The organism is Acinetobacter sp. SH024 (genome assembly GCF_000163635.1).
In the GTDB taxonomy this organism is placed as follows: Bacteria; Pseudomonadota; Gammaproteobacteria; order Pseudomonadales; family Moraxellaceae; genus Acinetobacter; species Acinetobacter pittii.
The window spans coordinates 187,857-210,402 of sequence record NZ_GG753604.1 but is presented as its reverse complement, the minus strand read 5'-3'; the positions used below and the strand labels follow the sequence as shown (position 1 = coordinate 210,402).

Annotated in this window: 20 protein-coding genes; 10 read left to right on the top strand and 10 right to left on the bottom strand. The window is 40.2% G+C overall.

All coding sequences use genetic code 11. The features are described 5' to 3' along the window. The first annotated feature begins 8 nt into the window (after positions 1 to 8). From trpA to HMPREF0013_RS22000, 4 genes are read left to right on the top strand one after another with little or no spacing between them, the layout of a single operon-like run. Positions 9 to 812: a tryptophan synthase subunit alpha gene (gene trpA / locus HMPREF0013_RS22015; RefSeq protein ID WP_002116163.1), complete on the top strand. Its 804-nt coding sequence runs from the start codon at positions 9 to 11 to the stop codon at positions 810 to 812. Then, positions 809 to 1,705, top strand: a complete 897-nt coding sequence (accD, locus tag HMPREF0013_RS22010; protein WP_005804699.1) for an acetyl-CoA carboxylase, carboxyltransferase subunit beta — start codon at positions 809 to 811, stop codon at positions 1,703 to 1,705. Before trpA ends, accD begins: the two co-directional genes overlap by 4 nt. Beyond that, positions 1,702 to 2,988: a bifunctional tetrahydrofolate synthase/dihydrofolate synthase gene (gene folC, locus HMPREF0013_RS22005; protein ID WP_005804698.1), complete on the top strand. Its 1,287-nt coding sequence runs from the start codon at positions 1,702 to 1,704 to the stop codon at positions 2,986 to 2,988. The genes accD and folC overlap by 4 nt, the downstream gene beginning before the upstream one ends. Then, positions 2,979 to 4,037, top strand: coding sequence for an SPOR domain-containing protein (locus tag HMPREF0013_RS22000; protein WP_005804697.1), 1,059 nt, complete (start codon positions 2,979 to 2,981; stop codon positions 4,035 to 4,037). Before folC ends, HMPREF0013_RS22000 begins: the two co-directional genes overlap by 10 nt. Positions 4,038 to 4,066: 29 nt before the next feature. Here HMPREF0013_RS22000 and HMPREF0013_RS21995 read toward each other — a convergent pair whose 3' ends face one another. The 3 genes from HMPREF0013_RS21995 to HMPREF0013_RS21985 all read right to left on the bottom strand — a co-directional run bounded on the left by HMPREF0013_RS21995 (position 4,067) and on the right by HMPREF0013_RS21985 (position 6,320). Next, entirely contained in the window at positions 4,067 to 4,645 is a 579-nt protein-coding gene (locus HMPREF0013_RS21995; RefSeq protein WP_005804696.1) for a dual specificity protein phosphatase family protein, read from the bottom strand. Beyond that, positions 4,642 to 5,454, bottom strand: a complete 813-nt coding sequence (locus tag HMPREF0013_RS21990; protein WP_005804695.1) for an MBL fold metallo-hydrolase — start codon at positions 5,452 to 5,454, stop codon at positions 4,642 to 4,644. The genes HMPREF0013_RS21995 and HMPREF0013_RS21990 overlap by 4 nt, the downstream gene beginning before the upstream one ends. A 215-nt stretch (positions 5,455 to 5,669) precedes the next feature. Further along, on the bottom strand, positions 5,670 to 6,320 hold the full coding sequence (locus tag HMPREF0013_RS21985; protein ID WP_005309671.1) for a peroxiredoxin: 651 nt from the start codon (positions 6,318 to 6,320) through the stop codon (positions 5,670 to 5,672). 406 nt (positions 6,321 to 6,726) lie between these two features. Here HMPREF0013_RS21985 and secA point away from each other — a divergent pair, with 406 nt between their 5' ends. Continuing rightward, positions 6,727 to 9,447 carry a preprotein translocase subunit SecA gene (secA, locus tag HMPREF0013_RS21980; RefSeq protein ID WP_005804694.1) on the top strand — a complete coding sequence of 907 codons (2,721 nt, stop codon included), beginning with the start codon at positions 6,727 to 6,729 and terminating at the stop codon, positions 9,445 to 9,447. Positions 9,448 to 9,578: 131 nt separating this feature from the next. Further along, complete coding sequence (locus HMPREF0013_RS21975; RefSeq protein ID WP_005804693.1) at positions 9,579 to 10,022, top strand: hypothetical protein; 444 nt, start codon at positions 9,579 to 9,581, stop codon at positions 10,020 to 10,022. A 65-nt stretch (positions 10,023 to 10,087) separates the two neighbouring features. On the opposite strand, the gene HMPREF0013_RS21970 is transcribed toward HMPREF0013_RS21975, so the two are convergent. Together HMPREF0013_RS21970 and trhA are read right to left on the bottom strand one after the other, a co-directional pair. Then, entirely contained in the window at positions 10,088 to 11,398 is a 1,311-nt protein-coding gene (locus HMPREF0013_RS21970) for an MFS transporter (protein WP_005072730.1), read from the bottom strand. Positions 11,399 to 11,530: 132 nt separating this feature from the next. Further along, positions 11,531 to 12,172, bottom strand: coding sequence for a PAQR family membrane homeostasis protein TrhA (gene trhA / locus HMPREF0013_RS21965; RefSeq protein ID WP_005804692.1), 642 nt, complete (start codon positions 12,170 to 12,172; stop codon positions 11,531 to 11,533). 128 nt (positions 12,173 to 12,300) lie between these two features. On the opposite strand from trhA, the gene HMPREF0013_RS21960 reads away from it, so the two are divergent. Next, positions 12,301 to 13,512, top strand: a complete 1,212-nt coding sequence (locus tag HMPREF0013_RS21960; RefSeq protein WP_017400280.1) for a class I SAM-dependent methyltransferase — start codon at positions 12,301 to 12,303, stop codon at positions 13,510 to 13,512. A 12-nt stretch (positions 13,513 to 13,524) separates the two neighbouring features. Next, on the top strand, positions 13,525 to 13,944 hold the full coding sequence (locus tag HMPREF0013_RS21955; RefSeq protein WP_005804690.1) for a GNAT family N-acetyltransferase: 420 nt from the start codon (positions 13,525 to 13,527) through the stop codon (positions 13,942 to 13,944). Positions 13,945 to 13,973: 29 nt separating this feature from the next. Here the strand turns inward: HMPREF0013_RS21955 and HMPREF0013_RS21950 are convergent, their stop codons facing one another. The 5 genes from HMPREF0013_RS21950 to HMPREF0013_RS21940 all read right to left on the bottom strand — a co-directional run bounded on the left by HMPREF0013_RS21950 (position 13,974) and on the right by HMPREF0013_RS21940 (position 19,812). After that, positions 13,974 to 14,834: a patatin-like phospholipase family protein gene (locus tag HMPREF0013_RS21950; RefSeq protein ID WP_005804689.1), complete on the bottom strand. Its 861-nt coding sequence runs from the start codon at positions 14,832 to 14,834 to the stop codon at positions 13,974 to 13,976. 15 nt (positions 14,835 to 14,849) lie between these two features. Beyond that, on the bottom strand, positions 14,850 to 15,107 hold the full coding sequence (locus HMPREF0013_RS21945; RefSeq protein WP_001280981.1) for a hypothetical protein: 258 nt from the start codon (positions 15,105 to 15,107) through the stop codon (positions 14,850 to 14,852). A 165-nt stretch (positions 15,108 to 15,272) separates the two neighbouring features. After that, the gene (locus tag HMPREF0013_RS0105765; protein ID WP_017400279.1) at positions 15,273 to 17,408 is read right to left on the bottom strand and encodes a 3-hydroxyacyl-CoA dehydrogenase NAD-binding domain-containing protein; all 2,136 of its coding nucleotides are present in this window, start codon (positions 17,406 to 17,408) and stop codon (positions 15,273 to 15,275) included. A gap of 18 nt (positions 17,409 to 17,426) precedes the next feature. Then, positions 17,427 to 18,632, bottom strand: a complete 1,206-nt coding sequence (locus HMPREF0013_RS0105760; RefSeq protein WP_016802596.1) for an acetyl-CoA C-acetyltransferase — start codon at positions 18,630 to 18,632, stop codon at positions 17,427 to 17,429. Between the two features lie 169 nt (positions 18,633 to 18,801). Next, positions 18,802 to 19,812 (bottom strand): AraC family transcriptional regulator, encoded by a 1,011-nt coding sequence (locus HMPREF0013_RS21940; RefSeq protein WP_002116561.1) that lies wholly within the window; start codon positions 19,810 to 19,812, stop codon positions 18,802 to 18,804. A gap of 210 nt (positions 19,813 to 20,022) precedes the next feature. On the opposite strand from HMPREF0013_RS21940, the gene HMPREF0013_RS21935 reads away from it, so the two are divergent. Together HMPREF0013_RS21935 and HMPREF0013_RS21930 are read left to right on the top strand one after the other, a co-directional pair. Then, the gene (locus HMPREF0013_RS21935; protein ID WP_002116185.1) at positions 20,023 to 21,141 is read left to right on the top strand and encodes a CaiB/BaiF CoA transferase family protein; all 1,119 of its coding nucleotides are present in this window, start codon (positions 20,023 to 20,025) and stop codon (positions 21,139 to 21,141) included. 155 nt (positions 21,142 to 21,296) lie between these two features. Then, a complete protein-coding gene (locus tag HMPREF0013_RS21930) occupies positions 21,297 to 22,529 on the top strand; it encodes a carbohydrate porin (RefSeq protein WP_078210305.1) in 1,233 nt (410 codons plus the stop codon). Positions 22,530 to 22,546 lie beyond the last annotated feature (17 nt).

Here is a 22,546-nt window from a genome sequence, read left to right as displayed (position 1 = left end):
ACAACCCTATGTCACGTCTTGCCACCCGTTTTGAAAAGCTTAAGTCCCAACAACGTAAAGCGCTTGTATCTTATGTTATGGCGGGTGATCCACAGCCACAAGTAACGGTTCCGTTACTGCATAAAATGGTTGCGGCAGGAGTAGATGTCATTGAGCTTGGTTTACCATTTTCAGATCCAATGGCTGATGGTCCAGTAATTGCGCTTGCAGCTGAACGTGCGCTTGCAGCAGGGACTAACACGTTGGATGCACTCAACATGGTAAAAGAGTTCCGTGAGCAGGATCAGGAAACACCTGTTGTTCTAATGGGTTATCTGAATCCGGTTGAAGTTATTGGTTACGAGAAGTTTGTTTCTCATGCGAAACAATGTGGTGTAGATGGCTTATTACTTGTGGATTTACCACCAGAAGAGTCAAAAGAGTTTGGTGCTGTGTTGAAACAACATGATATGGACCAAATCTTCTTACTTGCGCCAACTTCTACAGATCAACGCATTCAACATGTGACTAATCAGGCAAGTGGTTTTATTTACTACGTTTCACTTAAGGGTGTAACTGGAGCAGCAACACTTGATACGGCAGAAGCTGCTGCGCGTATTCAAAAAATCAAAAATGCCACTAATATTCCAGTGGGTGTTGGTTTTGGTATTAGTGATGCTGCTTCAGCAAAAGCAATGGGTAATGTTGCTGATGCCGTGATTGTAGGTAGTGCTTTCGTTAAAAATTTTGCAACGTTGGCAGCGGATGACGCTGTTGAACAGACGGTGAGTAAAGTCAAGGAGCTTCGAGCAGCGCTCGATGAGTTAGTATGAATCAAGAAGTGAAACCAGGGAAAGTTCTTAGCCCTTCGACACCATGGACAAAACGTCCGGTTCCAGGTATTGAAGTCGCAGATGAGCAACAAATTCTCAAAGCAACATTTACTGAGCCAACGATTGAATGTCCTGAATGTCATGCACTAGTGACACGTACAGCAATATCTTTCAATGCATATGTTTGTCCGCAATGTGATGAACACTTACGAATGAAAGCTCGTGACCGCTTGAACTGGTTCTTCGATAATGTTGTAACTGAATTGGGTCAAGAATTTACTGCAAAAGATCCATTAAAGTTTGTTGACTCTAAACCGTATCCAGATCGTATGCGTGAAGCGCAAAGCAAAACTGGTGAAACGGAAGCGTTAATTGCCATGCAAGGTAACTTAAATGGCGTAGATATGATTGCATGTGCTTTTGAGTTCGACTTTATGGGCGGCTCAATGGGTACAGTTGTAGGTGACCGTTTTGTACAGGCTGCCGAGCTTGCAATTGCAAAACGTCAGCCATTAATCTGTTTCGCAGCTTCTGGCGGCGCGCGTATGCAAGAAGGTATGTTATCGCTTATGCAAATGGCGCGCACTTCTGCTGCGATTCAAAAATTAAAAGATGCTGGCTTACCATATATCGTTGTGTTAACACATCCTGTGTATGGTGGTGTAACAGCTTCTTTAGCAATGTTGGGTGATATTCATATTGCTGAACCTAAAGCAATGATTGGCTTTGCTGGTAAACGTGTAATTGAGCAGACTGTACGTGAAACTCTTGAAGAACCGTTCCAACGTGCTGAATATTTGCTTGATCATGGTGTAATCGATCAGATTGTTCATCGCCACGCTTTACGTGATACTGTATCTCGACTTGTATCGAAATTGATGAACTTACCTTGAACCAACAAGCTCCACTTTCAATAGACTCTTTAGATACATGGCTCAATTATTGGAGCCATGTTCACGTTACAGGGATAGATCTTGGTCTGGAACGTGTAATTCCTGTTGCAGAAAAGCTGGGTGTAACTCAGCCTCATGCTAAAGTTTTTACAGTAGCCGGAACGAATGGTAAAGGCTCAACCACAACCACACTGGCTGTGATATTAAACGCACAAGGTTATAAAGTTGGGTTATATCAGTCACCGCATATCTATCGCTTTAATGAGCGAGTTAAGTTAGGTGGAGTTGAAGTCGATGATCAAAGTCTGATTGATGCTTTTGTTCAAGTCGATCAGGCTCGTCGCGATTGTGATTTAAGCTTATCTTTTTTTGAAGCAACCACTTTGGCTGCTTTTGTTATTTTTAAACAACAACAATGTGATGTATGGGTGCTCGAAGTTGGTCTGGGCGGACGTTTAGATGTCGTCAATGTGATTGATCCCGACATTGCAGTGATTACTAATATTGGCCTAGATCACACAGATTGGCTAGGCGATACCATCGAAAAAATTGCTTTTGAAAAAGCAGGCATTATTCGTCCATATATTCCGGTTATCTTCGCGGGTGAGCAACAATTACCGCAAGCAATTCAAGATAAAGCACAAAGTTCACAAGCAGACTTATATACCGTTAATCGTGATTATTTTTATAAGCTCGCAGAAGATGGACAAAACTGGTACTTTGCTTCGGAAGGAACCACTTTAAAACTTCCTTTAGGTACATTAGCGATTGAAAATATTGCAGGAGCAGTTGCGGCCATTTTAAATAGCGGACTTGAAATTTCTCACTCAGCATTAGAAAAAGGTATTCAATCTGCTCGCTTAGCAGGGCGTTTTGAACAGCGCCAAGTGGACGGGAAAACGGTCATTTTTGATGCTGGGCACAATCCACATGGTGTTGAATTTTTGTTAAAGCAATTGCGAAATTTCTTAGAATACAATAAACAGTACACAGAAGTTGTCGCAGTATTTTCAATGCTGGCAGATAAAGATATAAAATCAGTAGTCGATTTATTGAAACCTACTGTTTTACATTGGAAAATTGCTGAATTGAATGTGCCGCGTGCTGCACCGATTCAGCAACTCAATGATGCCTTGCAAGGCCAGATAGTACAACAATATGGCAATATCAAAGAGGCTTTTAAATCAGCGCTTGAGCAAACAAATAACAATCAGCTGATTTTAGCCTGTGGTTCGTTTCATACTTTAGAAGCGATTTGGGAGTATTTGGAAGAATGTCAATGAATAACAAACAACGCTGGATGGGTGGCGTTGTTTTACTAGGAGGTGGTGTTTTATTGGCAGCATTACTTCTAAAAGGAAATGAGGAAATAAAACAGGTTGAAGCTCAACCATCCGCATCCACATCGCCAAAAACTCAAACTAAACCAAAACAGACAACTGAAGGGCAAATGGTACAACTACAACCTCTTGCGGTTGATGTTGAAACTGAAAAACGTTTGCTAGAAGAACAGCGTCGTGCGCGTGAAAAGGCCGTTGCTGAACAAGAAGCACGTGCAGCTGAGTTCTTAGCAATGCAGCAGCAAGCTGAAGCTGATGCTGCTCGTAAAGCTGCAGCAGAGTACGCTGCGATTAATGCGCGCCGTACAGCGGCTCAAGAAAGTTCAGATAATATTCCACCGGAGTTAGTGGGTGAGGCGAAAGCTAAAAACCAGCAAACCAATACGGTGAATAAAACAACTGATACTTCAAAAATAGATGCAGACAAAAAAGCTGCAGAAGCAAAACGCCAAGCAGAAGCAGACAAGAAAGCGGCTGATGCTAAGCGTCAAGCAGAAGCAGACAAAAAAGCAACTGAAGCAAAACGTCAAGCGGAAGCAGAAAAGAAATCAGCTGAAGCTAAACGACAGGCAGAAGCAGATAAAAAGGCTGCAGAAGCAAAACGCCAAGCAGAAGCAGACAAGAAAGCTGCTGAAGCCAAACGACAAGCAGAAGCTGATAAAAAAGCCTCTGATGCTAAACGAAAAGCTGAAGCTGAGAAAAAAGCTGAAGCTGAAAAAGCACGTGAACTGCTTGAAAATGGCGATAAAAAGTGGATGGTTCAAGTCGCTTTGGCTGCTAACCAAGCCAATGCAGATGCAGTTGTTTCTAAATTACGAGCTAAAGGCTATAAGGTCACTACAAGCCCAACCAGTAAGGGTATTCGTATTATGGTTGGACCTGCAAAAGACCGTGATACAGCAGATGCTGCGCGTAAGAAAATTACTTCTGATTCAAGTTTAAACATGAAATCAGCGTGGGTGATTGACTGGGTACCGTTAGACCAACGTTAACCAAATTAAAAATTCCACTCAAGATGTCACTAAGATGGATTCGACAGTTGCTGTTGAATCCATCTTACATTTTCAGGTGTAAATAATCGGTCAATGTTCTTCCAAATAATATGATAACCGTAACCCCCTTGTTTCATTTCCTTAACCGCATCATCAATTGTCCAATTTTCAAAAATAATGCGATACATGGCAACGCTGGCCCCTGTACGATCTGAACCATGGTAGCAGTGCAATAAAACGCGCTGATCATTCTGCTTGGCAATTTTGATTTGTTGCATGACTTCTAAGAGATCTTGTCGGTCAATTGCCCAAGTGTTGATAGGAATATGTACAAGATTAAAATTTTCATTTTTAAAAACTAAACTATCTGCGTCTTTGGCTCTTAAATTAATGATCGTTCCAATTTGATGATCCTTTAATTCAGAAATCATTGCTGTATCAGGTTGTTCACTGCGATAAACATCATTACTAATTTGATAAAAGTTATGAGTCTGAGAAACTAAGCTTCCCCAATCTTGTGGTCGATGCTCATGGGCGATACTTTCGTGCTGCATACACCCTTGTAAACTTATACAGATGACAAGTGTAAGGAGCGATAATTTTTTCATTTTTGATACCGTTTCAGCTCATCAGGGTCGTGAGCACAAATTATTTCAATCTTGGGTTCATGTTGAGCTAAATGCTGTAAACGCTTGAGGTTAAAAAGACGCTTTTCATTATCTTCTGCAAATGTTTTTTCCACCAGACCAAGTGATCTTAATTTATTTTTAGGGTTTAACTCTAGGTGTGAGTAGTAGGCATCTCCACAAAATAATACCCATTGATTTTGTTGCTTTATGGCAATCCCGCAATGTCCAGCTGTATGTCCTAACAGCGGTATCATTAAAATTTCATCTTGAAACAGCGGAAAACCTTTAACTTTTTCGAGGTTGAACCATGCTTCACCTTTTTGATATTCAACGAAGTTCCAATACCGATGATCTTTATATTGATTGGTTCTATAGCGAAGTTTGCCTTTAAAATTTGGAAGTTGGGCAGCGTTGTATTCTGCTGCTAAAACATGAACTGTGGCATGAGGAAAATCTGAGATACCACCAGCATGGTCGAAATCAAGATGAGTGACAAAAATATGCTGTACATCTTTGGGACTAAACCCGAGCTTTTGGATTTGTTGGATCGCACTAAATTCAATATTATGCTCAATATTGCCTAAGCGTTTAACTAATGAGCCTAGGCGCTGCTTCATATGTAAGTAATCTTGCAAGCCAAAGCCAGTATCGATAAGCACTAAGCCTCGATCAGTTTCAACTAAAAGACAATGACAGATTACCTCAGCTCGGAAGCCTTTTTGTCCAAATAAGGGGGCACAAACTGGGCACATACTGCCACACTTTAAATGATGAATTTTATAGATCATGATTTTTATTTTTTTACCAAATCGTTTCGAGTTATAACTGATCTAAACAATAAAAACCATGAGTATTCAATACATAAATAAAAAAGCCATCACTACGGATGACTTTTTCGGGTGTGATATTTAATCTAAATGTGCCTACGCGCTTCGCTTGTCTTGTAAGGAATTTTTCAGATGCTTGCCTACGCACTGCGTTTGTCTTGCAAGCAATAAAACCTTTAGTCGGTTTTATTGCTTTCAGGCTGTGGCGTGAGGCGTAAATAAGGTTTAACAGCCGTATAACCTTTAGGGAAACGTTGTTTAATTTCTTCTTCATCTTTAAGTGATGGCACAATCACGACATCTTCACCTTGCTGCCAGTTCGCAGGCGTAGCGACTTTATGTTTATCTGTTAATTGTAATGAATCCACAACACGTAAGACTTCATTAAAATTTCGGCCCGTTGAAGCAGGGTAGGTAATGATTAAGCGAACTTTTTTGTTAGGATCAATAATCACTAATGAGCGCACTGTTAGAGTTTCACTGGCATTAGGGTGAATGAAGCCATAGAGCTCAGATACTTTACGATCTTTATCTGCAATGATTGGAAAGTTTACAGTTGTGTTTTGTGTTTCATTAATATCGTTGATCCAACCTTTATGAGACTCTACATCATCTACAGACAAAGCAATCGCTTTAACATTACGCTTCGTAAATTCATCTTTTAATTTTGCTGTGTAACCTAACTCTGTTGTACATACTGGCGTATAGTCGGCTGGATGTGAAAATAAGATTCCCCAACTATCCCCTAAAAAATCATAAAAATTAATTGGGCCTTCGCTCGATTCTTGTTGAAAATCGGGTGCAGTGTCTCCTAATCGTAGTGTCATGATATTTCCTCAATTGCTCATAATTTGTTATTCGATTGAATGAATATGCAGCATTTACTTTATGATTAAAATTATTGTTTTTATATTTTATTATGAAATTTTTATATAAGTGTAAATATATATGACTAAAACTCATTATTTTAAGTGCTTAATCAATGTAACTTTAAGGTAAATTTGCTAAATTAGATTTCTCGGAAGTTATGCTTAATAGATGAGCGTTAATGGTGTGTTTTTGGTGCTCGGCACATTAAGGGGAGATTAGATGAATGAAAAACCATTCGTCTAACTATCAGATTTTTTTTAGGGGTTTTGTGCAAACCCCTTGTACTTCAAATTTCTGGCACCATAATAAACGACTGAGAAAAAGTTTATTCATTTGACCAAGCAAGATTTAGAGAGTTTATCCATGTTGGCAAGTCTGATCGGAGGTATCTTCGGTACAAAAAATGAGCGTGAACTCAAACGCATGCGCAAAATTGTTGAGCAAATCAATGCGCTCGAGCCGACGATATCAGCTTTAAGCGATGCAGACTTATCTGCAAAAACTCCAGAATTCAAACAACGTTATAATAATGGCGAAAGTTTAGATAAATTACTTCCAGAAGCGTTTGCAGTTTGTCGTGAAGCTGCTAAGCGTGTGATGGGTATGCGTCACTATGACGTTCAGTTAATCGGTGGTATTACCTTACATGAAGGTAAGATTGCCGAAATGCGTACCGGTGAAGGTAAAACCCTTATGGGTACTCTGGCGTGTTATTTAAACGCTTTGAGTGGCCAAGGTGTACATGTCATTACTGTGAACGATTATTTGGCACAGCGTGATGCCGAATTGAACCGCCCATTATTTGAATTTTTGGGTCTATCAATTGGTACGATTTATTCAATGCAAGGTCCGTCAGAAAAAGCGGAAGCTTATCTTGCAGATATTACTTACGGTACCAATAACGAATTCGGTTTTGACTACTTACGTGATAACATGGTGTTTTCTTTAGCAGAAAAAAAACAACGTGGTTTGCACTATGCCATTATCGATGAAGTTGACTCCATCTTAATTGATGAGGCTCGTACACCATTAATTATTTCTGGTCAAAGTGAAGACTCTTCGCATCTGTATTCTGCAATCAATACGATTCCTCCTAAATTACATCCGCAAAAAGAAGAAAAAGTTGCAGATGGTGGGCATTTCTGGATTGATGAAAAGCAGCGTTCAGTTGAAATGACCGAGGTTGGTTATGAAACTGTTGAACAAGAACTTATTCAGATGGGCTTGTTGGCTGAAGGCGAAAGCTTATATTCAGCAACAAACCTAAACCTTGTTCACCATGTATCTGCTGCCATTCGTGCACATTTCCTATTCCAACGTGATGTTCACTACATCATTCATGATGGTGAAGTGGTTATTGTCGATGAGCATACGGGCCGTACGATGCCGGGTCGTCGTTGGTCAGAAGGTTTGCATCAAGCTGTTGAAGCAAAAGAAGGCTTAGAAATTCAGCCTGAAAACCAAACTTTAGCGACAACAACATTCCAGAACTACTTCCGTCTTTATAAAAAGCTTTCAGGTATGACAGGTACTGCTGATACTGAAGCTGCGGAAATGAAAGAAATTTACGGTCTTGACGTTGTGATTATTCCAACTCACCGTCCAATGATTCGTAACGACCAAAACGATTTAATTTATTTAAACCGTAACGGCAAATATAACGCGATTATTCAAGAAATTATGAATATTCGTGGGCAGGGTGTTGCTCCAATTCTTATTGGTACAGCAACCATTGAAGCCAGCGAAATTTTATCTTCTAAGTTAATGCAAGCTGGTATTCATCATGAAGTTTTGAACGCAAAACAACATGAGCGTGAAGCTGACATTATTGCTCAAGCGGGTAGCCCGAATGCAGTAACGATTGCAACTAACATGGCTGGTCGTGGTACGGATATTATCTTGGGTGGTAACTGGAAAGCGAAACTTGCCAAACTTGAGAACCCAACTGCAGAAGATGAAGCACGTCTAAAAGCGCAATGGGAACAAGACCATGAAGATGTATTGCAAGCAGGTGGTTTGCATATCATTGGTTCTGAACGCCATGAATCACGTCGTATTGACAACCAGTTACGTGGTCGTGCCGGTCGTCAGGGTGACCCTGGTGTTTCTCGTTTCTATTTATCTCTTGAAGATGACCTGATGCGTATTTTCGCAGGTGACCGTGTCGTTGGTATGATGCGCGCGATGGGTTTAAAAGAAGACGAAGCGATTGAACATAAAATGGTGAGCCGTTCGATTGAGAATGCTCAGCGTAAAGTTGAAGCGCGTAACTTCGATATTCGTAAGAACTTATTGAAATACGATGATGTGAATAATGAACAGCGTAAGATCATTTATTCTCAACGTGATGAAGTATTAGCTGAAAATACCTTAAAAGAATATGTTGAAGAAATGCATCGTGAAGTGATGCAAGGCATGATTGCTAACTTTATTCCACCAGAGTCAATTCATGACCAGTGGGATGTGGAAGGTTTAGAAAATGCTTTACGTATTGATTTAGGTATTGAGCTTCCAATTCAAGAATGGTTAGATCAAGATCGTCGTTTAGATGAAGAAGGTTTGGTTGAGCGTATTAGTGATGAAGTGATTGAGCGTTATCGTCAGCGCCGTGCTCAAATGGGTGATGAATCTGCAGCAATGCTTGAGCGCCATTTCGTTTTAAATTCTCTTGATCGCCATTGGAAAGATCACTTGGCTGCAATGGATTATTTGCGTCAAGGTATTCACTTACGTGGCTATGCGCAAAAGAACCCTGAGCAGGAATATAAGAAAGAAGCTTTCAACCTATTCGTAAACATGTTGGGTATTATTAAAACTGATGTTGTGACTGATTTGTCTCGTGTACATATCCCAACACCAGAAGAACTTGCAGAAATGGAAGCTCAACAGCAGCAGCAAGCTGAATCGATGAAGCTTTCTTTTGAACATGATGATGTAGATGGTTTAACTGGTGAAGTTACACTTTCTCAAGAAACCATGAACGAGTCTGCCGATCAGCAAGCTTTCCCTGTTCCAGAAAGCCGTAATGCCCCATGCCCATGTGGTTCAGGACTAAAATATAAGCAATGTCACGGTAAGATCTAATCTGCCTTCTCAAAAAAAGCAGAACAATTGTTCTGCTTTTTTTATGTTTGTAGTAAGCCTGTGAATAATGTTTGCAGTTTTAAGCATTAAATGCTATTTACTTCTCATCCGGAGTGTATGTTGGAAAGACAATGAAAAAAGTATTACAACCTTTATTTTTAACTGTTCTTGCTGTACCAAGTTTTGTTTTTGCAGCAGAAGCAGCTTCAGCCCCTCAAACGACAACGGTTGACAAAGTACTTGCAGCAAAAGGCCCAACTTCGGCTCAAGCTGTAGTGAAGCAAGAAAATACTACAGTGATTAGTCCACGTACAGGTATTCGCTATACGTTGGGTAACACAGGTAATCGCCCAATTATCTTACAAACTACAGCGATTGCTCCGGCAAACTCAGCAAACATTAATCGAATTGTGGCAAGCAACCCAGCTCTCTCTGCAAAAAGCCAAGAAAAAGCAAAAGTTGCTTTAATCGGTGAAGCAGCTGTAGCAGGACCAGCAGCAGTTGCAGCAAGCAATGTAACAGCGCCAGCTGCAGCAAATAGTGTTGCTCCAGCAAATCCTGCATCAATGAACTAATTCATATACGTATAAAAAGCCAGTTCAAATTGAACTGGCTTTTTTATGGGGGTGTCTTTAAAACTTTAAATCTGATTATTTACATCATCATTTTTTGTTTCACGAATGAGTAAGAACGCAACTAATGATAAAAGTGATGCAGCAGTCAGATAATAACCAACTGCATATAAACCATAAGTTTCAGCAAGCTTAGTCGCAATCAGTGGGGCAAAGGATGCACCAAAAATACCAGCCAAGTTAAAAGTTAATGCTGAACCTGTATATCGAACTGAAGTTGGGAAAAGTTCAGAAAGAACTGTACCAATTGGACCATATGTTAAGCCCATAATTGCCAAGCCAGTACATAAGAAAAGGAAAACGATTAAAGTATTTCCAGACTCTAACATACTAGAGAAGAACAAGCCGAAAATCGCAGCAGCAATACAAACGCCAATAGAAGTTGTTTTTCGACCAAATTTTTCTGCAAAAATAGCCGATAAAGGAATGAATGCGGCGAAGCAAAGTGTGGCAAAGAGTTGAAGTTCTAAGAATTCACCACGCGCATACCCAAGCTTTGTGGTTCCCCAGTTTAAGGCAAATACGGTAGTAAGATAGAACACAACAAAGGTACAGATTGCTGCAACTGTACCAAGAATAAGCTTACCTGTATGTTTGGTTAAAACTTCTTTAAATGGAATATTAACTTCTTTTTGCTTATCTAAGACTTTCTGGAAAGCTGGAGTTTCATGAAGTTTTAAACGGATATATAAGCCAACAATAACCAATACAGCACTGGCAATGAATGGAATACGCCAACCCCATTGCATGAATGCTTGCTCAGGAATAACTGCACTCAATAATAAGAATGAACCTGTTGCCAGAATAAAGCCAATTGGAGCACCTAGCTGTGGAAACATCCCGTACCATGCTCTTTTACCTTCTGGGGCATTTTCAGTCGCTAATAATACTGCGCCGCTCCATTCACCGCCTAAACCTAAGCCTTGTCCTAAACGACAAACAGCTAATAGTAATGGTGCGATAATTCCGATTTGAGCATAAGTTGGAAGTAAACCAATACATACGGTTGAAATACCCATGGTCAGTAAAGCTGCAACTAGAGTTGCTTTACGACCGATACGGTCTCCTAGATGGCCAAATAATGCGGCACCGATAGGACGAGCAATAAAGGCAATTGCAAAGGTTGCCAGAGATTGTAAGACTGCGGCACTGCCACTACTAGCAGGAAAAAATAGGTGAGGAAAGATAATCACGGCAGCTGTTGCATAGATATAAAAGTCGAAGAACTCAATGGTTGTACCGACTAAGCTTGCAAACAAAACTCGTGTTTTTGAATTAGTGGCTACTACAGGAGCAGCAGTCGCAGAAGTTGACTCCATATAAGTCCTTATATCCGTTAAAATTTATTTTTAATCACTACTCTTTTTAAAGACGTATTTTTCTCAAAGAATAGCGTGAAAGAACATCATCCATGACTCTTTCAGGATCACTGAATATGAGTGAAAAATGGACTAAACTACGTACCAATAGATTGCAAGAAAATGTGCCCCTGCACCTAAAAGCACAAAAATATGCCAGATCGCATGGGTATATCTTACCTTTTTTAACGCGTAAAACAATGCTCCAACCGTATAAGCTAATCCGCCAATAATTAACAAAATCAACGCGTCTTTACTCAGATAGGTGCGCATATCATCCATAACAAATACAGCAAGCCACCCCATAAGAACATAAGCAAGTAGCGAAATTTTCTGAAAACGATGAATAAAAACTAACTTGAAAAGTGTACCAATTGCAGCAATGCTCCAGAGAGCAATAAGTAAAATATGAGCTTTTTGTGTAGGTATAGCAATGCTTAAGAACGGGGTATATGTTCCAGCAATTAAATAATAAATAGCAGTGTGGTCGAGTTTTTTATACCAGTAGCGTAGTTTTTGTGTTTGAGCAAAATGATAAAGTGTAGAACTGGTAAAAACTAGAATGAGACTAAATGAGTATACCCATAAGCCCACCCACTGAGCAGTTGGAAGATAAGATCCCTTTATAATTAAAAAGATAGAAGCTACAACTGCCATAACAACACCAGCACCATGACTATAGGCATTAAATAGTTCTTCTTTTGGATCGTAAGTTTCCAACACAGATTTACTCATAACTTTAATTTTTTTGATTAAAAATACAAATGTATAGAAATAAAAAACAGTCGTAAAGTTATTTTATTTTTAATCCTAGACCCTTTAAACTTCTATTTTATATGAGTCTTCATTTTTTAGGTATATCCGTGTCGGTTTTCTCCTTTGAGCAAGAACAGCAATTCTTTTATGAAATCAAGCAAATGCTTGACCAACAAGCTTTTGAGCGTTTGATCTTGAGCCAATATAAGGGAGAGTTGGCGCAACTGGAAAAAATCACTTTCCGCGTTGTAGAGCTACATGGACAAAAACAGCTTTCAGCTCTATACCATCATACGACCCAAGATGTGACTAAAAACTATTCATTTCAAGAAGGTTTGCAACAGATTGAGCAATTAATAATTCAGTGTAAGCAAGCAAACTTATTTTCGACTACTCAAGAAATTCAACTTAAAAAAAATAAGAAAAAAGCCATATTGAATATGGGGAAAAAGCAGGCGGTAAATGCGACACAAACGGTTCAGGCGCATGACCGTGAAAAGCAGCGCTATCTACAGCAGGGCAATGCATTTTTAAAAGAGTTGGGTATTACTGATGAAAAAGCTCAGGTCATTCCAAGCATGGCTCGTAAGTGGAAACAGATTAATAAATTTATCGAAATTTTTGCAAGTGCCTATGAACAAATTGATGCGTCTCAACAAGAGTTACGCATTGTCGATTTTGGCTCGGGGAAAGGTTATTTAACTTTTGCATTGTATGATTATCTGCAACAACAGCAGAAAATACCATTGATTACTGGTGTAGAGCTGCGCCGTAATTTGGTGGAATTTTGCCAGAATGTTGCAGACAAAGTGCATTTTAACCACTTAGACTTTTTTGAAGGTGACGTTCGTAGTTATCAACCAGAAAAACTAGACGTTATGATTGCCTTACACGCCTGTGATATTGCAACTGACTTTGCCATTCATACTGGAATTCGTTTAAACGCTTCGATGATTATGTGCGCGCCATGTTGTCACAAAGAGTTGCGCCCACAATTACATAGCCCAGAAGTTTTACAGCCAATGCTACAGTTTGGTATTCATGCTGGGCAACAGGCCGAGATGTTAACCGACACTTTACGTGCGTTACTTTTAAAAGCGTATGGCTATGAAACCAAAGTTTTTGAGTTTGTATCGCTTGAGCATACCAGCAAAAATAAAATGATTTTGGCAACAAAACGCAAAAACGTTTCACAGCCTGACGCCAAGATTATGGCTCAAATCCAAGCATTGAAAGAAATGTATGGTATTAAAAAACAAACGCTGGAATTGTTGTTACAAGATCAGTTGCCGATCGAAAATATTGGCTGCAAGTGCTAGGAAGGTGAATGGATGTATAAAATTGTAGAGGGTGGTTGGGAACAGCTTGAGCAAGATGCCAAATACATCCGTGAACAAGTCTTTATCCAAGAACAGGGAATTGCACCTGAAGATGAATGGGACGATTTGGATGCCACAGTTCTACATTTTATTGTCTATGACAAAGAGCAGCCTATCGCTACAGCACGTTTGTTGCCACAGCATAGCGTAGGGCGTGTTGCTGTTTTAATGCCTTATCGAAAGCAGGGTATAGGTAAAATTTTAATGCAGCATATTATTGACTATGCACGTCGTCATAAACTGCCTTACTTAAAGCTTTCAGCGCAAACCTATGTGACCGCTTTTTACGAAGCTTTAGGCTTTAAAGTACAAGGTGAAGTTTACCAAGACTGTGGCATTCCACATATTGATATGGTTTTGAAGTTAAATTGAGATTTCTTTTTAGAAATCTCAATTTTAATTTATTTCATTGCATTCCAACTCTCGATGGCCTGTAAGCCAGTTTCTAAACCGACTTCATAACTGTAGCGAAGCTTTTTTGGATTGGTAGTTAAACGGCCAGCCATATTTTTAAGAGGCGGTGGACACACTTCTAAAATTTGCTGGTCTGGATTTTCACCACGAACAAAATCGACCGAAGCGTTATAACGAGCACAGCGGCTACGCAAGCTACTAGCGAAACCATAATGATGTTTAAACGCATATTTTGCGAGGAATTGATCACCTCGACTACTTGCTTTGAAATAGTTTTTCGGACGAGTACGTAAAACTAACAGTTTTTTGACGCCACTTTGCTGTGCCGTCCAGCGAACGGGTAGGGCATCTGCAACACCACCATCAAAATAAGGTTCACCCATAATATCGACGGGATGACGCGTTAAAACTGGAATTGAGCTAGAAGCACGAAGCGCATTCAGCAAATTATCTTTACCCGCACGGAGATATTCTGCATGACCTGTTTTGGCATGCGTCAACACCATATAAAAATCAGGATTTTTGGCAAAAAGACTCTGTTGATCAAGAGGATGCTCTTGCTCACCAATTTCCCACATCCATTTTAAATCAAGTAAATCGCCGCCCTTAAAAAAGCGCTTGTAATCGATAAATTCAGGACGCAGTGAATGATCAATATAAAATGTTAAAGTGCGGCCTTGCTGGCCTGCTAGGTAGTTGGCGACATTAGTTGAACCAGACGATACACCAACATATAAATCGAATGGGTTGAACTGTTGTTGTAAAAACACGTCAAGTACACCACTGGTAAAGGCACCACGCATGCCTCCACCCTCTACAACCAGTGCGTTGCGGGAAAAATCTGTCATTTGAAAAATATCTGATTACTGAGTTGATTGCTTATGTTCTTGCATATCCATTTCAGGCATGTTGTCACTATGTTGAGCGTGTTGCTCTGTAGAGTGCTCGGCCTTTTGCTGCATTTGCTCTTGTTGTGCTTTGCGCTGTGCACCTGGCATATAGTCAGGTTCATTACTCATTGCTAAATAAAAAAAGCCAAGGAAAATTGCACTTAAAACACCAACGATCAGAACAAATTTCCAGCCTAAAATTGCTGACTCGGAAGAATTTTTATCGGACATAAGAATTTCTCGAATGTGCTGTAGAAGCACAAAAATGAAGTCTATTTATAGCATATTTAGGCAGGGGGCTGAAATCTTAAAGGTCATAAAGAAAAACCCATATAAATAAAATATATTTATATGGGTAAGGTTTATGCAGTTTTTTAAATATTCAATAAGACTAAATTACTGAATATTTTGTTTCTGCTCAGCTTTGGTTTTTAGTAAAGCTGGTGGTGTAAAACGTTCACCATATTTGGCAGCTAATTCTTCGGCACGTTTTTGTGCTTTATCAGTACCATACTGATTTAGGAATTGAATTGCTCCTCCAGTCCAAGGTGCATAACCAATCCCAAAGATAGAACCGACATTGGCATCAATTACAGACTCCAATACGCCTTCTTCATAACAACGTAAAGTATCTAAGGCCTGTACAAACAGAATGCGATCAATCATATCTTGTTCAGAAATATCATGATCTTTTTTCCAGCGGTTTAAGCCTTCCCATAGATGCTTTTTGCCATTTTCTGGGTATTCATAAAAACCAGCTCCAGCAGCTTTACCTTTACGGTTTAACTCATGAATCATGGTGCGAACCACTTCATCTACAGAAGTTTTAGGTAAATCTTTTCCTTCGGCTTGTAGAGCTTTGCGTGCTTCACTGGCAACATGTTCGGTTAATGTTAAAGATACTTCATCTTGAATAGCGAGGGGGCCAACTGGCATACCCGCTTTCAGTGCAGCCATTTCAATACGCGCTGGGTGGACACCTTCGGCAAGCAAGCGCATACCTTCTTGAATGAACGTACCAAACACACGACTGGTAAAGAAACCACGGCTATCATTAACAACAATCGGTGTTTTTCCAATTTGTTGTACAAAGTCGTAAGCTTTGGCAAGTGTCTCTGCGGAGGTGTTTTTACCTTTAATAATTTCAACCAACTGCATTTTGTCGACAGGGCTAAAGAAATGCAGACCGATAAAAGCTTTATCATCCTTACTTGCTTGAGCTAAACCTGTAATTGGCAGGGTTGAGGTGTTTGATGCCATCACACCGTTAGGCGCTAAGTATTGTTCAGCTTCTTGAGTGACTTTAGCTTTGAGTTCTTGGTTTTCAAATACCGCTTCAATAATTAAATCACAACCTTGTAAGTCTTGAGCTGAAGCTGTAGCGGTAATGAGTGATAAAACCTGATCACGTTTTTCTGCGGTCATGCGGCCTTGTGAAACACGTTTATCAAGAAGCTTTTGTGAATAGGCTTTGCCTTTCTCTGCATTTTCAACTGATACATCTTTAAGTACAACAGGAATGCCTTTAATTGCGGTTGAATATGCAATACCTGCACCCATCATGCCTGCACCCAACACACCTACTTTAGTGGCTTGCCATTTTGCAACGCCGGCAGGGCGGCTCGCACCAGACTTAATTGCATTTAGACCATGCCAGAAAGTGCCGATCATATTTTTAGAAATTTGGCCTGTGGTAAGCTGAGTAAAGTAGCGAGACTCAATACGCAGTGCAGTATCGACATCGACTTGAGCACCTTCAACTGCGGCAGCCATAATCGCTTCAGGGGCAGGGTAACAACCTTTGGTTTTGTCTCTTAACATGGCTGGCGCAATTGCAAGAACTTGTGCAACTGCTGGAGTTTTTGGATCACCACCCGGAATTTTATAACCCTTCACATCAAAGGGCTGTTGAGATTTTGGATTGGCCTTTATCCAAGCAATTGCTTTATCTAAAAGCTCTTGATCATTTTCGGCAGTGTCATGAATTAAACCTAAAGATTTTGCTTTATCAACACCGAACTGTTTGCCTTCCATTAAAAATGGGAACGCATTTTGAAGCCCAAGCAAACGTACCATACGTACAATACCACCGCCGCCTGGTAGTAAACCTAAAGTGACTTCTGGGAGACCAAATTTGCTTTTAGAGTCATTGATTGCAATACGGTGATGGCAACTTAATGCGATTTCCCAACCACCTCCAAGTGCTGTGCCATTTAATGCTGCAACGACTGGAATACCAAGCGTTTCAATTGTGCGTAAATGACCCTTTAGCTTTTCAACCATATTAAAAAAGTCAGTTGCGTGTTCAGGCTGAACTTGAATCAGCTCATCTAAATCACCACCTGCAAAGAAAGTTTTTTTAGCCGAGCGGAAAATAACCCCTGAAAGTTCTGTTTCTGCTTTAAGTTTCTGAGTCGCTTCATCGAGCGAGTCACGAAACTCGGCATTCATGGTGTTTGCAGATTGACCAGTTGAATCAAGCGTTAAAATGACAATATTGTCGGCATTTTTTTCGTATTGAATTGCACTCATCTTCTATATCCCTAATTTTTATACGCGTTCAATAATGGTGGCGATACCCATCCCACCGCCAACACAGAGGGTCGCTAAACCGCGCTTTTTATCTTGTCGTTCAAGCTCATCAAGTAAAGTACCTAAAATCATGGCACCTGTTGCTCCTAATGGATGACCTAAAGCAATCGCACCACCATTTACGTTGACTTTTTCAGTAGGGACATTGAGCTCATTAATAAAACGCATAACAACTGCTGCAAATGCCTCGTTGACTTCAAATAGGTCAATATCATCAATCGTAAGCCCAGCTTTTTCTAAAGCTTTACGTGCAGCAGGCGCAGGGCCAGTCAGCATAATGGTTGGGTCAGTACCAACCAGTGCGGTCGCTAAAACTTTAGCCCGTGGTTTTAAGTTTTGTTCTTTTACCGCTTTTTCAGAAGCTAACAAAACTACAGCTGCTCCATCGACAATGCCTGATGAGTTACCTGCATGGTGAACATGATTAATTTTTTGTGCTTCTGGATATTTTTGTAAAGCGACTGCATCAAAGCCCATTTGCCCCATCATTTCAAAACTTGGGTTGAGCTTCGTTAGACCTTCGAGTGTTGTATTGCCTTTAATAAATTCATCTTTCTCTAAAATCACTACACCTGCGTGATCTTTGACTGGTACGACTGATTGGTCGAAATAACCATTTGATTGAGCCGCCGCCGCTTTTTGCTGTGACTTCACAGCGAAATTATCAACATCTTCACGGCTATAGCCATCTAAGGTTGCGATGAGGTCGGCCCCAATACCTTGCGGAACAAATGATGACTTAAGGTTTGTTTCTGGGTCTAAAGCCCACGGCCCACCATCCGAACCCATTGGAATACGTGACATTGATTCAACGCCACCAGCAACTACTAAATCTTCCCAACCAGAGCGAACTTTCATTGCTGCCATGTTGACTGCTTCTAAACCAGATGCACAAAAGCGATTGATTTGCACCCCAGCAACATCATCATTCCAACCTGCTGCAATCGCTGCAGTTTTGGCAATATCACCACCTTGATCGCCAATTGGTGTTACACAGCCTAAAACAATATCGTCAACTTTAGAGGTATCGAGTTGATGGCGCTGCTGTAATTCATTTAATAAGGTGGTCAATAATGTAATTGGTTTTACTTCGTAAAGAGAGCCATCTTTTTTTCCTTTTCCGCGTGGGGTGCGAATGGCATCAATAATATAAGCCTCGCTCATAACAGTTCCTTTTTTATTACTTAAACTTTGTTGTGTTTTGAGTGTACTGGTTTTAAAAGGCAACGCAATGACGATAAGCGCACCAGTCAGGTGATGATTTTTGCCAATAGAAATACAAAAAAGCCCAAGTTGAACTTGGGCTAAATGTGAAACTAAAGAGATTTGAGAATTAGTGATAACCATGTAGCTGGCGATATAGGCCAGGTGTTACACCAGTCCACTTTTTAAATGCGCGGTGGAAGGTACTGGTTTCACTAAAGCCAACTTGTTGAGCAACATCTTCAAGTGTTAACTCAGGGTTGAGTAACAAGTGAATTGCAGCATCTCGGCGTAGGGCATCTTTTACACCTTGGTAGCTTTTACCTTCGGCAGCCAAGCGGCGGCGTAAGGTTTGAGGAGATAAATATAACATTGATGCAACGTCATTAAGCGTTGGCATTTCTTCACCAATTTGGCTTTTGAGCACTTCACGAATACGAGAAGTTAGCGAGTTGGTGTTTTTGAATTTTACTAAAAGCTGAGCAGGAGCTGCTTTTAAGAATTCTTCTAGCGTTTTCTCATCTTGGCGGATTGGCAAATCAAGATAATCAGCTGCAAAGGTAATTTCAGTACGTGGTGCATCAAACTGCATAACTGGTGCAAAAAATAATGCATCATATTCATCGGCATGTGCAGGACGTGGATAGCTAAAATGAACACGTTCTAATGGCAAGCGGCGTTCAATCAGCCATGATGCTAGACCGTGCCAAATCATGAGCATGCTTTCAGTAATGAAATGGTCAGGATCTAAAGTTTTTGGAATGAGGGGAACTAGACGTGCTTCATGTTTGTCACGCTCTAGAGTTACAGACCATTCATCGCCAAATAATTTGTAGAATTGAGATGACAGTTCAAGGGCTTGGCCCAATGTTTTTGCGTGAATAATCAACTGACACATAATGGCAAAAGTGCCCAGACGACGTGGTTGTACGTCAAATCCAACGTGTTCATCCTGTGTGACCATCCACAACATTTTTATAAAACGAGTGTATTGTTCTGGTGAGATTCGAGCTTTAGGTTGACGTAATAATTCCGCTTCAATACCCACATGTGAAAGGAGCATTTCAACATCCATGCCAAGGCGTTTTACGCCTGTCAAAGCCGCATTCACGAAGTGGATGCTAATCGTATCGCGACTCATATTGAATCCTTCAGTCTCTTTGATGTTCACTTTAAATTGACCTAAATGACCGTCTAAAAAAATAAATTGGCGATTTACAACAGAGTAAAAGCACTTTTTACATGTTAAATTGCCGAAATGATCAAGGTAAATGGCTGAACATGACATTGTTTTAGTATATTTGCTTAACTAATATAAAAGAAAATTCGAATAATAGTGGTTAAAAATACGATGACGACAGCATTAAATGGACTTAAAGTTCTCGATTTCTCGACGCTCTTACCTGGACCTTTTGCCACAATGTATTTGGCGGATATGGGAGCAGAAGTCATCCATATCGAATCTCCATCACGTCCTGATTTAATCCGAATCATGCCACCATATGCAAATGGTCAAGCAACAGCACATAGTTATTTAAACCGAAATAAACAGTCGATTGTTCTGGATTTAAAAGATAAAGCGAGTATTGATCTGATTAAAGCCAAAATTTCTGAGTTTGATATTGTCATAGAGCAGTTCCGACCTGATGTTATGCGTCGTCTCGGTTTAGACTACGCGACACTTGCCGAAATTAACCCACGTCTCATTTATTGTTCAATTACAGGTTATGGACAAACAGGGAGCTATAAAGACAGAGCTGGGCATGACATTAACTATTTAGCTTTAGCAGGTATTGCTGGATATAGCGGCCGACAAGACAGTGGTCCACCACCACTCGGTATTCAAGTTGCAGACATTGCAGGTGGTTCACTTCATGCTGTTATTGCAATTTTAGCTGCGGTTGTCGAACGTGGACGTAGTGGAATGGGACAATATATTGATATTTCCATGACCGATTGTGTTGCTAGCCTCAATAGTATGGCCGCATCAGCGACACTTGCTGCACAGGTTGAACAGGCACCAGAGCATGGCATGCTCAATGGCGGTATTTTTTATGACTATTATATGACTCAAGATGGTCGTTATCTTTCAATAGGTAGTCTTGAGCCACAATTTATGTCTGGTTTATCAGTGGCGCTTGATTTGCCTTTACTATTACAAAAAGGCGCTTCCTTAGATGTCGAAGACCGACAGGAAGTTAAACAAGCCATTCAAGAGAAAATTAAAACGAAATCATTTAAAGAATGGCATGAAATTTTTGCAAATCTTGATGTGTGTGTAGAACCTGTTTTAAGCCTAACAGAGTCCTTAAACTCGCCTTTAGCACAAGAACGTGGATGGATTGTGGATGTACCTTTGCAAAATAATACAGCGGATACAGAACCACAATTGGCTTGTCCAATTAAGTTTTCAAGATCAAAAATGAGATATTCCTTTATAGGTCAAAAACTTGGTGAAGGGCAGTGGTAAAGAGCTGGGGCCATTTTTTATACAATGTGTATTAAGATTATTATTAGATTAATCAATCGATTAACATTTTGAATAATTTCTTTACATAAAATTAGCGTACCCTTTATAAACAAAGACATAAAAGGTATGTAAACATGAAAACACATAAATCCTTGATGGCTTCCTGTTTATCCGTTTTATCAATTACTCTTTTTATACAGCATGCACAAGCTGCTGCTGCATTCGACCCAAATAGTCCTTGGATGTTGGGTGATTGGAACGGTCAACGCACAGCGTTACAAGCACAAGGTTATGATTTTTCTTTTGGATATACCGGCGAATATGCCGGTATTTTAGATTCAAAAAATACGTCTACGCATGGTAGTGCTTATACGGGGCAACTTGCACTAGGAACTCATTTTGACCTAAATAAAATTTTAGGTTGGCAAGATACGGAAGCTCAAATCACATTAACATATCGTGATGGGCAGTCGCTTTCTGAACATTCACCAGCTTTAGCAGGGCACTTAAGCTCGGTGCAAGAAGTGTGGGGGCGTGAGCAAACTTGGCGTTTAACAGATTTGTGGATCAAGAAGAAATTCCTTGATCAGAAGTTAGATGTGAAAGTCGGTCGTTTTGGTGAAGGTGAAGACTTTAATAGTTTTGACTGTGATTTCCAGAATTTAGCGCTTTGTGGTTCGCAAGTCGGTAACTGGGTGGGCGATCAGTGGTATAACTGGCCAGTAAGCCAATGGGCAATGCGTGTTAAATATAACTTGCAACCTGATTTATATACGCAAGTTGGTGTATATGAATACAACCCGGAAAATCTGGACCGAGGTAAAGGTTTTAACTTAAGTACTGATGGTTCTCACGGTGCAATTATTCCTGCCGAAGTAGTTTGGTCACCTAAATTAGGCGCTCAAAGTATGGCTGGTGAATACCGTTTAGGTTATTACTACAGCACTGCTGACGCCGAAGAAATTACGAATAAGGCTCAAACATCTCATAAACAAGGGGTGTGGGTAACTGCAAAACAAAAATTATTCCAGCCTGCTGATCAAACAGATCGCGGTTTGACAGGTTTTGTGAACCTGACTTTCCACGACTCTGATACCAACAAAATTGATAATATGCAAAATGTAGGCTTGGTCTATAAAGGTTTGCTCAATCAACGTCCTCAAGATGAGTTGGCACTCGGTGTGGCTCGTATCCATATCAATGATGATTGGAACGATGTTCAAACTAAAGAATATGACACTGAATACAATACCGAGCTTTACTACGGTATTCATGCCACTAACTGGTTAACTATTCGTCCAAATGTGCAATATGTTCGTCATGTTGGTGCATTAAAAAATGGTGATAACACTTGGGTTGGCGGTATTAAATTCTCAACTGCATTCTAAGCGTAATTACTCCGAAA